Source organism: Aurantiacibacter odishensis, from assembly GCF_003605195.1.
In the GTDB taxonomy this organism is placed as follows: domain Bacteria; phylum Pseudomonadota; class Alphaproteobacteria; order Sphingomonadales; family Sphingomonadaceae; genus Alteraurantiacibacter; species Alteraurantiacibacter odishensis.
This window is the reverse complement of record NZ_QYOS01000019.1, coordinates 187,215-202,535: the sequence shown is the minus strand read 5'-3', so window position 1 is coordinate 202,535 and position 15,321 is coordinate 187,215. Positions and strand designations below refer to the sequence as shown.

The window sequence follows — 15,321 nt, the reverse complement described above, 5'->3', positions numbered from 1 at the left end:
GGGCTAAGGTTACGGTCGAGCCTGCCCCTTGCCCTTCACCTGCCACTTGTAGGTGGTGAGGCCTTCCAGCGCCACCGGGCCACGTGCGTGCAGGCGACCGGTCGCAATGCCGATTTCCGCCCCAAGCCCGAACTCGCCGCCGTCGGCGAACTGGGTGGAGGCGTTGTGCATCACGATGGCGCTGTCGACCTCGGCGAGGAAGCGCTCGGCCGCCTTGTCGTCGTCGGTGATGATTGCTTCGGTGTGGCCGGAGGAATGCGCGGCGATGTGTTCCATCGCTCCGTCGATGTCATCGACCACGGCTACCGAGAGGATGGCATCGAGGTACTCGGTGTCCCAATCCTCCGCCGTTGCCGGCTTAACGCGGGAATCGAGCTTTTGCGCCCGTTCGTCTCCGCGCAGTTCACAGCCTGCATCGGCGATTGCCGCCAGCACCTTGTCGCCCTCGCCGAAGCTGGAATCGATGAGCAGTGTTTCCATCGCGCCGCAAATCCCGGTGCGGCGCATCTTCGCATTCACCGCGATCTCGCGGGCCATGTCGGGGTTGGCATCGGCGTGGATATATGTGTGGCAGATGCCGTCGAGGTGGGCGAGCACGGGCACGCGGGCGTCTTCCTGCACGCGGGCCACCAGGCCCTTGCCTCCGCGCGGCACAATCATGTCGACAAGGCCCGCGGCCTTCAACATCGCGCCCACGGCTTCGCGGTCCTGCGTCGGCATCAGCTGGATGGCATCGGCAGGCAGGCCCGCTTCTTCCAGCCCCTTGGCAAAGGCGGCGTGCAGCGCGCGGTTGGAATGGATAGCCTCGCTCCCGCCGCGCAGCAGCGCCGCATTGCCGGAACGCAGGCACAGAGCTGCGGCATCAGCAGTCACGTTTGGACGGCTTTCGTAAATGATGCCGATCAGGCCGATGGGAATGCGCACGCGCTCCAGCCCGAAGCCGGAGGGCGAACTGCGGTTGTCGATCACTTCGCCAACCGGATCGGGCAGCTTGGCAACGTTTTCGATGGCCCCGGCGATGGCTTCCAGCCGCTCTTCATCCAGCTTCAGCCGGTCGAGCATGGCGCCGGTAAGGCCGCGCTCCTCGCCTGCGGCCATGTCTTTCGCGTTGGCTTCGAGAATGCTGGCCGAATCGGCGCGGATGGCCTGGGCGGCGGCGCGCAGGCCGGCAGCCTTCTCCGCATCGCTGGCGCGGGCCAGCTTGCGCTGCGCGGCTCGACCCCTTTTCGCAAGGTCTTCAATGAGTTGGGTGTAGTCGGTCTTTTCCAGGGTGTCTGTAGTCATGTGTCGCCTTCTAACATGAGTGGGCGTGCCTGTCAGGGCGAATCGCGGGACGGGGTAGGAGCGCCTCGCAAAGCCCGATCAGCCGAATAGTTCCCGGCGCGGCACAATTTTTTCTCAAGTATGTAACGTTTCACCCCGCGATAGGTTCAACTCGCCCCATAGGTTAACGTTCTGGCTTGGCCTCGCGCGACTGATGGGTATCCCTGATGACACACAAAACAAGCGGACGGACGGGGTCGTTTTGGCACAGCAATCGACGGGCGGAATTCTAGACCGCCTGCGCACATGGTTTCCGGAGCGAGAGTTCTTCATGCGCTCGCAAGGCCAGGTGCGCTTTCTTACCATCACAACGAAAATGCAGATGGCGGCGGCTGGCACCGTTGCCGCGGTGACCTTGGGCTGGGCTGTCTCGATGGGCGTGATGGCCGTCAGCCAGTGGCAGGCCAGTACGGAGCGCGCATCGCTGCTGGAACGCGAAGCGCAGGTGGCCACCGCCGAAGATCGTTTCTCCGCCTATTCCGACGATATCGCCGCCACGGTCGCCGACCTCGAGGCGCGGCAGCAATTGCTCGACGGCATTGTCGAGATGCTTCCCGAAGACGTTCTGGCCGAAGGTGTTGACACGGTCAGCGACTCCGCCGCCGAAAGCGAAGAACTCATCAGCATGATCCGCAACGTCTTCCCCGAAGCGGAAGGCCTTGCGCGCATGGAAGCGCGCCAGCTTGCTTTCACCGAGCGGCTGACCCGCTACGCGGACCGCCGCGCCGAGCGCGCCGAAGAAGCGATCCGCCAGCTCGGTCTCGATCCGCGCGCTGTGGAGCGGGCGAACGACACCGCAATGGGTGGTCCGCTGGAAAGCCTCGCATCGGAGAGCGACGGTTCGCTAGACCCGCGTTTCGAGCGCCTTGGCCTCAGCCTTGCCCGGATGAGCGCGCTGGAGCGCGGCCTGGACCAGATCCCGCAGGTCATGCCTGCCGATCTCAATTCGATTTCCTCGGGCTTCGGCTATCGCCGTGACCCGTTCCGCGGCACGGCCGCAATGCATTCTGGCCTCGATTTCCGTGCCCCGATGGGTTCGCCCATCCATGCCGCCGCCGATGGCCGCGTGACATTCGTCGGCACCAAGGGCGGCTACGGCAAGGTGGTGGAGATCGACCACGGCGCCGGCCTCGTCACCCGCTACGCTCACATGTCGCGCTTCAACGCGCAGGTGGGTGCCACGGTAGATGCCGGCGACGTGATCGGCGCCATCGGCAGCACCGGCCGTTCCACCGGCCCGCACCTGCACTTCGAAGTACGCATCAACAACCGCGCGGTGAACCCGCGTCCGTTCCTGGAGACAGCCCCCCATGTTCTCGAGCAAGTCCGAGCCGAGTTCGCCCCAGATTCCGACGAAAGCAAAGTCGATGGCTAATCCCGGCGGCACCTTTTCCGTAATCGGCCCCGATGTCACCATTCGCGGCGATATCGAGGCATCGGTCGACCTTCACGTCGACGGCAAGATCGTCGGCAACCTCGCCTGCGCCAGCCTGGTGCAGGGCGAATCCAGTCGCATCGAAGGCGAGATCAAGGCCGAGAGCGCCCGCCTTTCTGGTGAGATCAAGGGCACCATCGAAGTGCGCAACCTGGTGGTGCTGAAGAGCGCTCAGATCGAAGGCGATGTCAGCTATGACACGCTGACGATCGAACAGGGCGCATCTGTCGATGGTCGTTTCGCGCCGCTGCGCGCCAAAGGCAACAATCAGCAGAAGCCCGCCGCCGAAGGCGCGCAGGGTGAAGGCAAGCAGCCCGGCCTGACGCTGGCGGGCTGATACAGCTTACAGTTTGTGGAGGGGGTGGGGCGGTCCGATGGGCCGCCCCAGCTCGTTCAGCCGTCCGAAACGGGCGGGGATCAGCCTTCGCCCTGTTCCTCTGCCGCGCGCTTGGCCGTCAGCCATGCTTCGGCTTCGGCTTCCTGCGCTGCTTCGGCCGCAGCCTTGGCCGCTTCCTCACGCTCGCGGCGCAGCTCGGCGATCAGTTCCTGTTTGTCGTCACGCGGAGCGGTGGGCGCGGCGGTTTCGACCGCTTCCTCACCTTCGGCAGCCGGTTCGGCGGCAGCGACGCGCTTGGCCGCCTTGGCGACCGCGGCGTCGAGTTCGCGCTGCGAACACAGTCCCAACGTTACCGGGTCCTTGGGCTGGATGTTGGCAATGTTCCAGTGGCTGCGCTCGCGAATCGCGTTGATCGTGTTGCGAGTCGTGCCGATCAGGCGGCCGATCTGCGCGTCGGAAATCTCCGGGTGATTGCGAATGATCCAGGCGATGCCATCAGGCTTGTCCTGCCGCTTGGACACCGGCGTGTAGCGCGGGCCCTTGGTGCGGCTGACGTCGACCGGGGCCTTCTGCATCTTCAGCGAATAGCTGGGATCAGCCTGGCCGCGCTCGATCTCTTCGTGCGTCAGTTCGCCCGAGTGTACGGGATCGCGGCCGGTGTACTTGGCGCCTGCCAGGTCGTCTGCCATCGCCTGCACTTCGAGAATGTGAAGGCCGCAGAAGTCGGCGATCTGGGTGAAGCTCAATGCGGTGTTGTCCACCAGCCAGCTGGCGGTGGCATGAGGCATCAGGGGCGTGGGCTGGTTAGCCACAGCGGTTCTCCAAAACTGAAAATAAAAGGGCCGCCCCTCGCGGGACGGCCATCGTCGCCGAATGATGTAGAACAGTTGCGGACAATCGGCAAGCTTTTGGCGATTCCGCCTGTCAGGCGTCGCGCTCAGGCCGGCGCGCGGGCAAGCTCTTCGGGCATCACTTCCTGCGTCATCGGGGCAAGTCCGGCGAGGAACTGATCGGCGCTGGCGGACCAGGTGAAGGCGCGGCCCCGTGCATGACAGCGGCGGCGATCGAGGCGCAGCGCGCCCGCGATCGCGTCCTCCAGCCGTTCAGCCATCGCACCGCTTTCCGGGTGCAAGACGTCTAGTGGGCCGGGGACGGGATAGGCAGCGACCGGCGTCCCGCAAGCGAGCGATTCGATCATCACGAGGCCGAAGGTGTCAGTCCTGCTGGGAAAGACAAATACGTCCGCACCGGCATAACAGGCGGCCAGCGCATCGCCGGTCTGCTTGCCAAGGAAATGCGCTTCGGGAAACCGTGCCCGCAGCTTTTCCAGCGCCGGTCCGCAGCCAACGACGACCTTCGAGCCGGGGTGTGTGTTCGAGAGGAAAGCCTCGATGTTCTTCTCTACCGCCACGCGGCCGACATAGAGCTGGATCGGACGCGGAAGATTGAAGAACAGATCGGGCGGTGCATGGTCCGGGTGGAACGTCTCCACATCCACGCCGCGGCTCCAGTGATGCAGCGGGCCGATACCCTGCGCGGTGACCTCTTCACGGATCGTCTCGGTCGCCACCATGGTGCGCACGGCGGGCGCGTGGAAGCGACGGATCATCGGCCAGAACAAACTCGCGGGCATCCCCGTGCGCCGCGCCACGTAGTCGGGAAACTGGGTGTGATAGGCGGTGGTGAATGGCAGGTCCCGGCGCAGGCAATAGTGCCTTGCAGCCCAGCCCAGCGGCCCCTCGGTAGCGATGTGTATCGTGTCGGGCGCGAACCGCTCCAGTCTGGTGGCCACTCCGCGCATCCCGGTGAATGCCAGCCGGATCTCCGGGTAGGACGGCGCCGGCATCGAAGGGAACAGGTCAGGCGAAGTCACGTCGACCTCGTGCCCACGCTGGCGCAGTTCGCCGATCACGGTGTCCAGCGTGCGGACCACGCCGTTCACCTGCGGGTGCCAGGCATCGGTGACGAGAGCGATCTTCATGCGACTTTTCCCATCACGCCGCTTGGGCAATGGCGCTGTCGGCCTGCCGCATGCGCTCTTCGCGCCTGGCGACTTCCTCGGGCCAGTGGAGAATTTCCATGCGTCCGTCGGCGTGCTCCACCAGTGCGTTGCAGCCTTCGACCCAGTCGCCGTCGTTCCAGTATTCGATGCGCTTGCCATCGTGGGTGAACATGCGGTGTTCGGCGGTGTGGATATGGCCGCAGACGACGCCATCCACGCCGCGCTCTCCCGCGGCGCGGGCGACAACTTCCTCGTACTTGCCGATGAACTCGACCGCGTTCTTCACCTTGTGCTTGGCCATCTTGGAAAGCGACCAATAGGGCAGGTCCAGCCTGCGGCGCACGGCATTCACCCAATGGTTCACACCCATCATGAAATGGTAGAGCGCGTCCCCCACGAAGGCGAGCCAGCGGTGCGACAGCATGACGGCATCGAACTCGTCGCCGTGCAGCACCATCAGCCGCCGCCCGTCCGCGGTATCGTGAAAGGCCGCCCGCCTGATCTCGATGCCGCCGAAGTTGAGGCCGGTGAACTGGCGGAACATCTCGTCGTGGTTGCCGGGAATGTAGACCACCCTGGTGCCCCGCTTGGCCCGCTTCATGATGCGCCAGACGATGTCGTTGTGCGCGTCGGGCCAGTAGAACTTCTTCTTCAGCCGCCAGCCATCGATGATGTCGCCGACCAGGTACATCGTCTCGCAATCGACGCTGTCGAGGAAATCGACCAGCAGGTCCGCATTGCAGCCCTTTGTGCCGAGGTGGATGTCGGAGATCCAGATCGTGCGGTACTTGCGCCGGCCTTCGGCAGAACGCTCCGGCGTCGCGGGCTTGTGCCGCTCCAGATCGGGGAATGCGGATACGCCGCCCCCGTTGCCGAATTCGCCGTCGAGATAGTTGCCAAACATGATGCGCGCCTCGTCGCTGCCCGTTTGGCTATCAGCCTATGATTCAAGGATGTTACACGCTGGCCACAGTTTGGTGGCACTTCGGCGACAGTGTGACGCTTTCGAGTCAGCGCACGCTGATCAGCGCACAACGTATGGCTGTGGCGCGATCCACGGCGAAGGCATGTTGTAGGGAACGGTGATGAACACCGCTTCCACGTCGGCGATCTTACCGTCCACGATCTTGAACATTTCCAGCAGGGCGAAGCTATGCGGGAAATGAAAGATGGAATCGTGCGTGCTGCCGTCGGTCCAGATCACTTCGGTCATGCGGCCCGAATGATCGATGAAACCGGCGGCGATCACCAGGCCCTTCTGCTCGTCCACCAGCGGGAAGCGACGGTCGCGCAGGCGGTCGTCGTACTTGTACTGCCCCAGGCGGAACTGGTCCGCCGTGCCCATCGCTGCGATCGGATAGCCTTCGATCTCCACGTTCGTCGTTTGCAGGCCGTTCTCAATCCGGTCGCAGTCGTCGGTGAAATGGGTGAAGAGTTTGCCGTCGTTCAGTTGCAGCGTATCGAAATAGCCGTTGGCGAGCGCGATCATCCGCTCACGCGCGGTGCGCTGGTCGGGCGGCACATCGGCGAGGAGGCTTTCGCGCGGGCGGCGATCGAGGTCGATCACGGGGAACGGCCCAAGCTCGTGAGGGCGGCAGATGATTGCCTCTGCCTCGGCGACGCGTCCTGCCTCGATTTTCAGTCGCAGGCCCATTACGGCGGTGTCCGGCCCTTCGGTGACGAAGCCGAACCAGTTCACCTGGCCGGTCGCCGGGTCTGCGGCCTTCAGGTCGTAGTCGCGCGGAATGGCGGTCGCCGTGCTCCAGATGCCGTCACCTACAGCCAGCTGGACGTTGTTCTCAGTGAAGACGACGTGCTCGGCCCAAGGCACCTGCGATACGTCGCGCGCCGCCAGCGCACCGAGAAAGGTATCCATGTGGGCGCAGAGTTCGTCGCGCGTATGCACAGCAGAAGACATCGAATTAGCCATCAGTTCGCGGCCCCGGCCACGTCGAGCACGATCTTGCCGACATGCTCGCCCGCTTCCATGCGTCGGTGTGCCTCGGCAGCTTCAGCAAGTGGATAGGTCTTGTCCATTACCGGCCGCAGCTCTCCACTTTCGACAAGCGGCCACACCTCGCGGAACAGCTCGTCCGCCAGCATCCCCTTGAAAACGTTGGAGCGCGCGCGGAGCGTAGAGCCGGTGATGGATTGACGTCGCACCATCATCTTCGCCACGTTGATCTCGGACTTCGGCCCGCCCAGCACGGCGATCACGACGAGGCGGCCGTCCTCTCCCAGCGCATCGAGGTTGCGCTGGGTATATTCGCCCGCCACCACGTCCAGCACCAATTCCGCGCCCTTGCTGTCGGTAAAGGCCTTCACGTGCTCGACGAAATCCTGCGTCTTGTAATTGATCGCCAGATCCGCCCCCACCTTGCGCGAGGCGGCGCACTTCTCGTCCGAACCGCTGGTGGTGACGACGGTCATGCCGAACAGCTTGGCCAGCATCGTCGCCATTGTGCCGATGCCCGACGTGCCGCCGTGAATCAGGATGGTTTCCCCGTCGCGGGCAAAGCCGCGCTGGAACACGTTGTGCCACACGGTGAACAGCGTCTCGGGGATCGCCGCGGCTTCCGCCATGGAAAGGCCCGGCGGCACCGGCAGGCAGTGTTCGGGGCGGGCAATGCAGTATTCGGCGTAGCCGCCGCCGTTCGTGAGCGCGCAGACCTTTTTGCCCAGTTCGCCGGGATCGACACCTTCGCCAAGCGCCACGATCTCGCCCGCGATTTCCAGCCCCGGCAGGTCGCTGGCGCCTTTGGGCGGCGGATAGGAGCCTGCCCGTTGCAGGCAATCGGGACGGTTCACGCCCGCATGGCTCACCCGCACCAGCACTTCGCCCTGCGCCGGTTGCGGCACAACGCGCGACTCGATCTGCAACACGTCCGGCCCGCCCGGTTCGCTGATCGCGACAACGGACATGGTTTGCGGCAATTCGTCTGCCAAGAAGGCTCCCCCCTGTTCAACGCCCTGGTGTGATGCACAGTCCTAGTGATGGCCACCATTGACAGCAAGCGCCCGTATGGTGATGTTGCACTGCAATGGAAGACGACCTTCCCCGGATGCGTTCCGACGCCGCCGGCCAGCTGGCCGGAGAAAGCCTCGACAGCTATTCGCAGGACGAGCTGATGGCGCGTATCCAGTTGCTCGAAGCGGAAATCGCGCGCGTGAAGGCGCATCACAGCAAGGCAGACCAGCACCGAAAGTTTGCCGACGCGCTGTTCAAGCCGCGAGAGACGGACTGATGGGCCGGACCCGGCCCTTCGTACCCCTCGAAATCGCGCAGATGCGCACCATATCCTTTTTACACCCGCTTGCAGGCCTATCCGCGTGCGAGTTAACCCGCCGCGTTAGGCCGATGTTCACCAAGCCCGACGCACCTTTCTCAACCGTTCCCGCAATGGCCTGAGGCCGCCCAAGGAAGATCATGCCAAGTTTCGCGCAAAACCTCGAAAAGACCCTTCACACTGCGATCCAGCACGCGATCGACCGTGCGCATGAATATGCCACGCTCGAACACCTGCTGCTGGCGCTGGTGGAGGATGAGGACGCAGGCGAAGTGATGAACGCCTGCGGTGTCGACATGGAAGAGCTGGGCGGCGTGGTGCGCCAGTATCTCGACCAGGAATACCAGTCACTGAAGACTGACGAGGACGCCGATCCGCAGCCAACCGCCGGGTTCCAGCGGGTTATCCAGCGCGCCATCCTGCACGTCCAGTCCAGCGGCAAGGACACCGTCACCGGCGCGAACGTGCTGGTTGCCCTGTTCTCCGAACGCGATTCCTACGCCGTCTATTTCCTGCAGCAGCAGGACATGAGCCGCCTCGACGCTGTCAGCTTCATCAGCCACGGCATCGGCAAGGGTGGTCGCCAGCTAGAGGATCGTTCCCCCACCGGCAGCGAGGAGGAATCGCAGGCGCGCGGCGAAGAGAAGCCCGACAAGAACAAGAAGGATTCCGCGCTCGACCAGTTCTGCGTGAATCTCAATCAGAAGGCGCTGGACGGCAAGGTCGACCCGCTGATCGGCCGCGGCCCGGAAGTGGACCGCACCGTTCAGATCCTTTGCCGCCGTTCGAAGAACAACCCGCTCTACGTGGGCGATCCCGGCGTGGGCAAGACGGCCATCGCCGAAGGCCTGGCACGCAAGATCGTGGAAGGCGACGTGCCCGAAGTGCTGGAGCCTGCCGTGATCTACGCGCTCGACATGGGCGCGTTGCTGGCCGGCACGCGCTATCGCGGCGATTTCGAGGAGCGGCTGAAGCAGGTCGTGAACGAGCTCGAAAAGATGCCCGATGCCATTCTTTTCATTGACGAAATTCACACGGTGATCGGCGCTGGCGCCACCAGCGGCGGGGCGATGGACGCTTCCAACCTGCTGAAGCCGGCGCTTTCCGGCGGCACGATCCGCTGCATCGGCTCCACCACCTACAAGGAATTTCGCAACCACTTCGAAAAGGACCGTGCCCTGCTGCGCCGGTTCCAGAAGATCGACGTGAACGAGCCGACGATCGAGGACACGATCAAGATCCTCAAGGGCCTGAAGAGCGCCTTCGAGGAACATCACGGCGTCAAATACACGCCCGACGCGCTGAAGACCGCCGTGGAAATGAGCGCCCGCTACATCAACGACCGCAAGCTGCCCGACAAGGCCATCGACGTGGTCGACGAAGTGGGCGCGATGCAGATGCTGGTGCCGCCCAGCCGCCGCCGCAAGACGATCACCGCCAAGGAGATCGAAAAGGTCGTGGCGACGATGGCACGCATCCCGCCGAAATCCGTCTCGAAGGATGACAAGAAGGCTCTCGGCAATCTCGACAAGGACCTGAAGCGGGTCGTCTACGGCCAGGACGAGGCGATCGAACGCCTGTCGGTTGCCATGAAGCTGAGCCGCGCTGGACTGCGCGAGGCGGACAAGCCCATCGGCTCGTTCCTGTTCTCCGGCCCGACCGGCGTCGGCAAGACCGAGGTCGCGCGCCAGCTCGCCTCGATCATGGGTATCGAGCTCAAGCGTTTCGACATGTCGGAATACATGGAGCGGCACAGCGTCTCTCGCCTGATCGGCGCACCTCCGGGCTATGTCGGTTACGACCAGGGCGGCCTGTTGACCGATGCCATCGACCAGCATCCGCACTGCGTGCTGCTGCTCGACGAAATCGAAAAGGCGCACCCGGACCTGTTCAACATCCTGCTGCAGGTAATGGATAACGGCAAGCTGACAGACCATCACGGCAAAACCGTCGATTTCCGCAACGTGGTCCTCATCATGACGACCAATGCGGGCGCGGCGGACGCTGCCAAGCAGGGCATCGGCTTTGGTGCCGGACAGAAGACAGAAGCATCGGAAGAGGCGGTGAAGAAGATGTTCACCCCCGAATTCCGCAACCGTCTGGATGCCGTGGTGCCGTTCGGCTACCTCGGCCCGGAAACGATCAGCCGCGTGGTGGACAAGTTCATCCTGCAGCTGGAACTCCAGCTGGCCGAGCAGAACGTGCACATCCAGTTCGACGGCGATGCCCGCGAGTGGCTGGGCAAGCGCGGCTACGACAAGCTGATGGGTGCCCGCCCGATGGCGCGCCTAATCCAGGAAAAGGTGAAGCAGCCGCTGGCCGAGGAACTGCTGTTCGGCAAGCTGTCCGCAGGCGGCGAGGTGCATGTCACCGTGAAGGACGAAAAGCTCGCTTTCGAACTCACGCCTGCTCCGCCCAAGACCAAGCCGAAGCGCAAGCGCAAGGCTGCGGCGAAGAAGGCGGACACGAAGAAGCCGGAAACCCCTGCCGCCGACAAGGATGGCAGCAAGGATTCCGAGGACTAGTCGGACTGCGCGGCGCGGGGTAATCTCGCGCCATGAAGCTGAAATCCGCAATCGCGATAGTGGCGGCGGGGGCTCTGGCTCCCGCCGCTTCCGTTTGGGCGCAGGGCAATCCGCCACCATTGGCCGAGCGCACCGCCCAGAGCGACTTGCCGCTGGAAGGTTCGCGCGGCGCGATGCAGATCGAGCATGTCTCGCTTTCGATTGCCGTGCATCCTTCACAAAAGCGCATCGAGGGAACGGGGTTTTACAGCGTCGTTCCCCAGGCCGATCTGTCCGAACTGCAATTCGATCTTGATCCGCGCTTCATCGTGAGCCGCGTGGAAATCGACAGCGTCGAGATTGCGAGCAGTGACTGGGGCAATCCCGATGGCCTGCTGACGATCACGTTGCCGAAGCCTGCCTTTGCGAACGAGCCGGTGATGGTCTGGATCGATTACTCTGGCGTTCCGCACGAAGCGATCAACCCGCCGTGGGAGGGTGGTTTCGTGTGGTCGCAGACCGAGGACGGTCAACCCTGGATCGCTACCGCTGTGCAGGGCGAGGGGTGCGACCTCATGTGGCCGTGCATCGATCACTCGTCCCACCGGATCGACACGCTGGACCTGATGGTAACGGTGCCGGATGGGTTGGTAGCAGCAGGGAACGGTCGCCAGATCGGCACGTATGACAACGGCAACGGCACCACCACCTTCCAGTGGCAGGCGCGCGACCCGAGCAATTACGGCATCGCATTGCAGATCGGCCCTTACGAAGTTGCGCGGCGCGACTATCGCAGTAGCTACGGCAACACGATCCCGCTCGCCTTCTGGCACTTGCCGGGCAAAGCCGAGGGCGCACAGCGTCTGCTTGGCGAAATGGCCGAGCAGATCGCCTTCATGGAAGCGACGTTCGGCCCCTATCCCTTCGGTGACGAGAAGGCGGGCGTCGCCGAGACCCCGCACCTCGGCATGGAGCACCAGACCATCAACGCCTACGGTAACGGCTTCCGGCCTGAAGCCTACGGCCATGACTGGCTGCTCCAGCACGAGTTCGCACACGAATGGTTCGCCAACCAGCTTCGCAACGCCACGGTCAACCACATGTGGCTGGCCGAGGGGATCACCACCTGGACCCAGCCGCTTTATCTCGAACACGCACGTGGCCGGATGTTCTACGATGCGGAAATGTGGAAGCTGCGCCAGCGGGTGTGGAGCCGGGTGCCGCTGGTGCCGCCCGAAGGCGAATTGCCTGACTACAGCGACCGCGAAGCGATGTGGGGCGACGATATCTACTTCAAGGGCTCGTGGATCATGCACACGCTGCGCTACCTCGTCGGCGACGAAGCCCTTTTTCCTGCCATCACCCGCCTTACCTATGGCACGAGCAACCCTGTGTCCGGAGAAATTCGTCCGCTGACACGCACAACCGACGATTTCCGCGCGATCCTTGAAGACATCACCGCTGAAGACCTTCGCTGGTTCTTCGATGCCTACTTCTACGAGGCAGACCTGCCCCGGCTCGACATACGGCAGGACGGCGCAATGGTATCCTTCGAATGGATAACCCCTTCGGACCTGCCATTCGAAATGCCGCTGGAGGTGCGCGTAGGCAGCAGCAATCGCACGCTGATGATGGCAGGCGGGCGTGGCGAGATCACCCTCCCCAGCGCCGAGGCACATTTCCTCCCCGATCCCGACAACCGCATCCTTAAATACGATGCCGCCGTCGATGCCTGGCAGAACCGGGAAACAGGCGACTAGCCCGGAACGAATGTCGCGCGGCGCAACTTTCTAAGGGGCAATGGCAGCACCTTTCTCTTGGATCCGGCCCGAGCCGCACGGTGTTCACATCGTGCCTGCCGATGTCTGGATCGACCCCTCAAGGGCGGTCGACACCGCACTCGTCACCCATGGCCATGCCGACCACGCGCGCGGCGGCCACGGCACAACCGTCGCCACGCCGGAAACGCTGGCGATCATGGAACTGCGCTACGCCACGCGCGAAGGTGCGACCCCGGTCGAATATGGCGAGACGATCCGGCTCAAGGGCGGCGTCGATGCCACGTATATTCCTGCCGGCCACGTGCTGGGTAGCGCGCAGATCCTGCTGGAACACGCAGGCGAGCGCGTAGTGATTACCGGCGATTACAAGCGCCGCGCCGATCCCACCTGCCCGCCTTTTCAGGTGACCTCGTGCGACATCTTTATCACCGAGGCGACGTTCGGCCTGCCGCTGTTCACCCATCCGCCGATCGAGGACGAGATGGCCAAGCTGCTCGGCCGACTGGAAGCCCACCCCGATAGCTGCGTACTCGTCGGCGCCTATGCCCTGGGCAAGGCGCAGCGCGTGATCGCGGAACTGCGCGCGGCCGGACACAAACAGCCGATCTACCTGCACGGGGCGATGGAGAAAATGTGCCGTCTCTACGAGGAATTCGGCGTCGACCTTGGCGAATTGCGGCTCGTGTCCGATCACGAGAAGGACGATATGCGCGGGTCAATCGTCGTCTGTCCGCCGTCGGCTCTGAATGACCGATGGAGCCGTCGCCTGCCCGACCCGATCACCGCCATGGCCAGCGGGTGGATGCGCGTTCGCCAGCGGGCACGGCAACGCAATGTTGAACTGCCGCTGGTGATTTCCGACCATGCCGACTGGAACGAGCTGACGCGCACTATCGAGGAAGTGAACCCGCACGAGACGTGGATCACGCACGGGCGAGAGGAAGCGTTGTTGCGCTGGCACCAGCTCCACCAGCGCCGCGCCCGCGCCCTGGCACTGGTCGGCTACGAGGATGAGGACGACTAGCGGTGGAGAAGTTCGCCGCCCTTATCGACGCGCTGATCTACACGCGCAGCCGCAACGAGAAGTTGCGCCTGATCGCGGAATACCTGCGCGAAACCCCCGATCCCGATCGTGGCTGGGCGCTGGCGGCGCTGACCGATGGTCTCGATTTCAAGGCGGTGAAAAGCTCCACCATCCGCGGCCTTCTTAAAGAGCGGGTCGACCCGGTGCTGTGGAGCCTCAGCCGCGATTTCGTGGGCGACACGGCCGAAACCGCCGCGTTACTCTGGCCCGAAGCGCTGGGTGAAGCAGGGCCGCCCCCCACGGTCAGCGAAGCCGTTAATACGCTGGACGGAATGACCCGCGCAACGGTGATGACCGAGCTTCCGCGCCTGCTCGACAGGCTCGACTCCGCCGGTCGGTACGCCCTGCTCAAGCTGGCGACGGGCGGGATGCGCGTTGGTGTTTCCAGCCGCCTCGCCAAAGTCGCCTTCGCGCAGGCTTTCGACGTGCCGGTGGATGACGTGGAGGAATACTGGCACGCGCTGGAGCCGCCTTATGCCGACCTGTTCGCCTGGGGCGCGGAGGGCGCCGATCCGCCCGATACCGAGAACCTGCCGCTGTTCCGCCCTTTCATGCTGGCCCATCCGCTGGAGGAAACGGTAGTCGATCTCGCCGACTACGCAGCGGAATGGAAATGGGACGGCATCCGTGTGCAATTGGTACACGTCGCGGGAGAGACACGCGTCTATTCGCGCAGCGGCGACGATATCAGCGCGACTTTCCCGGAAATGGTCGACGCGCTCGATGTGCCCGCAGTCCTCGACGGCGAATTGCTGGTGCGCGGAGCCCACCAGGGCGGCGAAGCGGGCGGTGCGGCCAGTTTCAACGCACTGCAACAGAGGCTTGGGCGCAAGACGGTGAGCAAGAAGATGCTGAGCGAAAGCCCCGCCTTCGTGCGCCTATACGACGTGCTGATGCTGGAAGGCGAAGACCTGCGCAGCCTGCCGTGGGAAGCGAGACGCCGGCGCCTCGAAAAACTGGTGCCGGTATTGCCGGAAAGCCACTTCGATCTCAGCCAGCTGGTCGAGGCGCGGGATTTCGATCACCTCGCGCAAATCCGCGAAGGCGCGCGCAACGATGCCATCGAGGGCCTGATGCTGAAGCGGCGCGACAGCCAGTACGTGCCGGGCCGCAAGACGGGCCTGTGGTACAAGTGGAAACGCGATCCGCTGCTGATCGACTGCGTGCTGATGTATGCCCAGCGCGGCAGCGGCAAGCGCTCCAGCTTCTATTCCGACTACACCTTCGGTTGCTGGGACGGGGACCCCGACGAGGGGGCCGAACTGCTGCCCGTGGGCAAGGCCTATTCCGGCTTCACCGATGCCGAGCTCAAGAAGCTCGACAAGCTGGTGCGGCAGACCACGCTCAACCGCTTCGGCCCGGTGCGGGAAGTGGAGCGGACACTGGTGTTCGAAGTTGCTTTCGATTCGGTCCATTCCAGCAAGCGCCACAAGAGCGGCCTGGCCATGCGCTTCCCGCGTATTCATCGCATCCGCTGGGACAAACCGGTGCACGAAGCCGACAGGCTCACCGCGCTGCGCGCGCTGATCCGCGACTAGTCGACCCTCAGGCGCGTTCTTTTTGAAAAG

Annotated in this window: 13 protein-coding genes; 7 read left to right on the top strand and 6 right to left on the bottom strand. The window is 63.9% G+C overall.

All coding sequences use genetic code 11. The features are described from left to right. Positions 1-9 precede the first annotated feature (9 nt). Positions 10-1,284, bottom strand: a complete 1,275-nt coding sequence (locus tag D4Q51_RS03085; RefSeq protein ID WP_120076274.1) for a glutamate-5-semialdehyde dehydrogenase — start codon at positions 1,282-1,284, stop codon at positions 10-12. 310 nt (positions 1,285-1,594) lie between these two features. Here D4Q51_RS03085 and D4Q51_RS03080 point away from each other — a divergent pair, with 310 nt between their 5' ends. Then, complete coding sequence (locus tag D4Q51_RS03080; RefSeq protein ID WP_120076273.1) at positions 1,595-2,698, top strand: M23 family metallopeptidase; 1,104 nt, start codon at positions 1,595-1,597, stop codon at positions 2,696-2,698. Then, positions 2,691-3,095: a bactofilin family protein gene (locus D4Q51_RS03075; protein ID WP_120076272.1), complete on the top strand. Its 405-nt coding sequence runs from the start codon at positions 2,691-2,693 to the stop codon at positions 3,093-3,095. The genes D4Q51_RS03080 and D4Q51_RS03075 overlap by 8 nt, the downstream gene beginning before the upstream one ends. 80 nt (positions 3,096-3,175) lie before the next feature. On the opposite strand, the gene D4Q51_RS03070 is transcribed toward D4Q51_RS03075, so the two are convergent. The 5 genes from D4Q51_RS03070 to D4Q51_RS03050 form a co-directional block, all read right to left on the bottom strand. Continuing rightward, positions 3,176-3,883, bottom strand: coding sequence for a DUF1013 domain-containing protein (locus tag D4Q51_RS03070; protein ID WP_120076271.1), 708 nt, complete (start codon positions 3,881-3,883; stop codon positions 3,176-3,178). Positions 3,884-4,032: 149 nt separating this feature from the next. After that, on the bottom strand, positions 4,033-5,076 hold the full coding sequence (locus tag D4Q51_RS03065; protein ID WP_120076270.1) for a glycosyltransferase family 4 protein: 1,044 nt from the start codon (positions 5,074-5,076) through the stop codon (positions 4,033-4,035). 13 nt (positions 5,077-5,089) lie between these two features. Further along, complete coding sequence (locus D4Q51_RS03060; RefSeq protein WP_120076269.1) at positions 5,090-6,001, bottom strand: UDP-2,3-diacylglucosamine diphosphatase; 912 nt, start codon at positions 5,999-6,001, stop codon at positions 5,090-5,092. A 120-nt stretch (positions 6,002-6,121) separates the two neighbouring features. Further along, entirely contained in the window at positions 6,122-7,015 is an 894-nt protein-coding gene (locus D4Q51_RS03055) for a DUF8021 domain-containing protein (protein WP_120076319.1), read from the bottom strand. An 11-nt stretch (positions 7,016-7,026) separates the two neighbouring features. Further along, on the bottom strand, positions 7,027-8,043 hold the full coding sequence (locus tag D4Q51_RS03050) for an NAD(P)H-quinone oxidoreductase (protein WP_420807524.1): 1,017 nt from the start codon (positions 8,041-8,043) through the stop codon (positions 7,027-7,029). Positions 8,044-8,138: 95 nt separating this feature from the next. Between D4Q51_RS03050 and D4Q51_RS03045 the strand changes: the two genes are divergently transcribed. The 5 genes from D4Q51_RS03045 (at position 8,139) to D4Q51_RS03025 (ending at position 15,291) form a co-directional block, all read left to right on the top strand. Next, positions 8,139-8,342, top strand: coding sequence for a DUF1192 domain-containing protein (locus D4Q51_RS03045; RefSeq protein WP_120076267.1), 204 nt, complete (start codon positions 8,139-8,141; stop codon positions 8,340-8,342). Positions 8,343-8,524: 182 nt separating this feature from the next. After that, positions 8,525-10,909, top strand: a complete 2,385-nt coding sequence (gene clpA / locus D4Q51_RS03040; RefSeq protein WP_120076266.1) for an ATP-dependent Clp protease ATP-binding subunit ClpA — start codon at positions 8,525-8,527, stop codon at positions 10,907-10,909. A 32-nt stretch (positions 10,910-10,941) separates the two neighbouring features. Next, a complete protein-coding gene (locus D4Q51_RS03035; RefSeq protein WP_120076265.1) occupies positions 10,942-12,648 on the top strand; it encodes a M1 family metallopeptidase in 1,707 nt (568 codons plus the stop codon). Positions 12,649-12,688: 40 nt separating this feature from the next. Beyond that, entirely contained in the window at positions 12,689-13,693 is a 1,005-nt protein-coding gene (locus tag D4Q51_RS03030) for a ligase-associated DNA damage response exonuclease (protein ID WP_120076264.1), read from the top strand. A gap of 2 nt (positions 13,694-13,695) precedes the next feature. Beyond that, positions 13,696-15,291, top strand: coding sequence for a cisplatin damage response ATP-dependent DNA ligase (locus D4Q51_RS03025; protein ID WP_120076263.1), 1,596 nt, complete (start codon positions 13,696-13,698; stop codon positions 15,289-15,291). Positions 15,292-15,321: the final 30 nt, after the last annotated feature.

What these genes read in the sequence shown, in the direction of transcription:
- D4Q51_RS03085 (WP_120076274.1), bottom strand. Translation starts at nt 1,284, where the DNA reads ATGACTACAGACACCCTGGAAAAGACCGACTACACCCAACTCATTGAA.
- D4Q51_RS03080 (WP_120076273.1), top strand. Translation starts at nt 1,595, where the DNA reads ATGCGCTCGCAAGGCCAGGTGCGCTTTCTTACCATCACAACGAAAATG.
- D4Q51_RS03075 (WP_120076272.1), top strand. Translation starts at nt 2,691, where the DNA reads ATGGCTAATCCCGGCGGCACCTTTTCCGTAATCGGCCCCGATGTCACC.
- D4Q51_RS03070 (WP_120076271.1), bottom strand. Translation starts at nt 3,883, where the DNA reads ATGCCTCATGCCACCGCCAGCTGGCTGGTGGACAACACCGCATTGAGC.
- D4Q51_RS03065 (WP_120076270.1), bottom strand. Translation starts at nt 5,076, where the DNA reads ATGAAGATCGCTCTCGTCACCGATGCCTGGCACCCGCAGGTGAACGGC.
- D4Q51_RS03060 (WP_120076269.1), bottom strand. Translation starts at nt 6,001, where the DNA reads ATGTTTGGCAACTATCTCGACGGCGAATTCGGCAACGGGGGCGGCGTA.
- D4Q51_RS03055 (WP_120076319.1), bottom strand. Translation starts at nt 7,015, where the DNA reads ATGTCTTCTGCTGTGCATACGCGCGACGAACTCTGCGCCCACATGGAT.
- D4Q51_RS03045 (WP_120076267.1), top strand. Translation starts at nt 8,139, where the DNA reads ATGGAAGACGACCTTCCCCGGATGCGTTCCGACGCCGCCGGCCAGCTG.
- clpA (WP_120076266.1), top strand. Translation starts at nt 8,525, where the DNA reads ATGCCAAGTTTCGCGCAAAACCTCGAAAAGACCCTTCACACTGCGATC.
- D4Q51_RS03035 (WP_120076265.1), top strand. Translation starts at nt 10,942, where the DNA reads ATGAAGCTGAAATCCGCAATCGCGATAGTGGCGGCGGGGGCTCTGGCT.
- D4Q51_RS03030 (WP_120076264.1), top strand. Translation starts at nt 12,689, where the DNA reads ATGGCAGCACCTTTCTCTTGGATCCGGCCCGAGCCGCACGGTGTTCAC.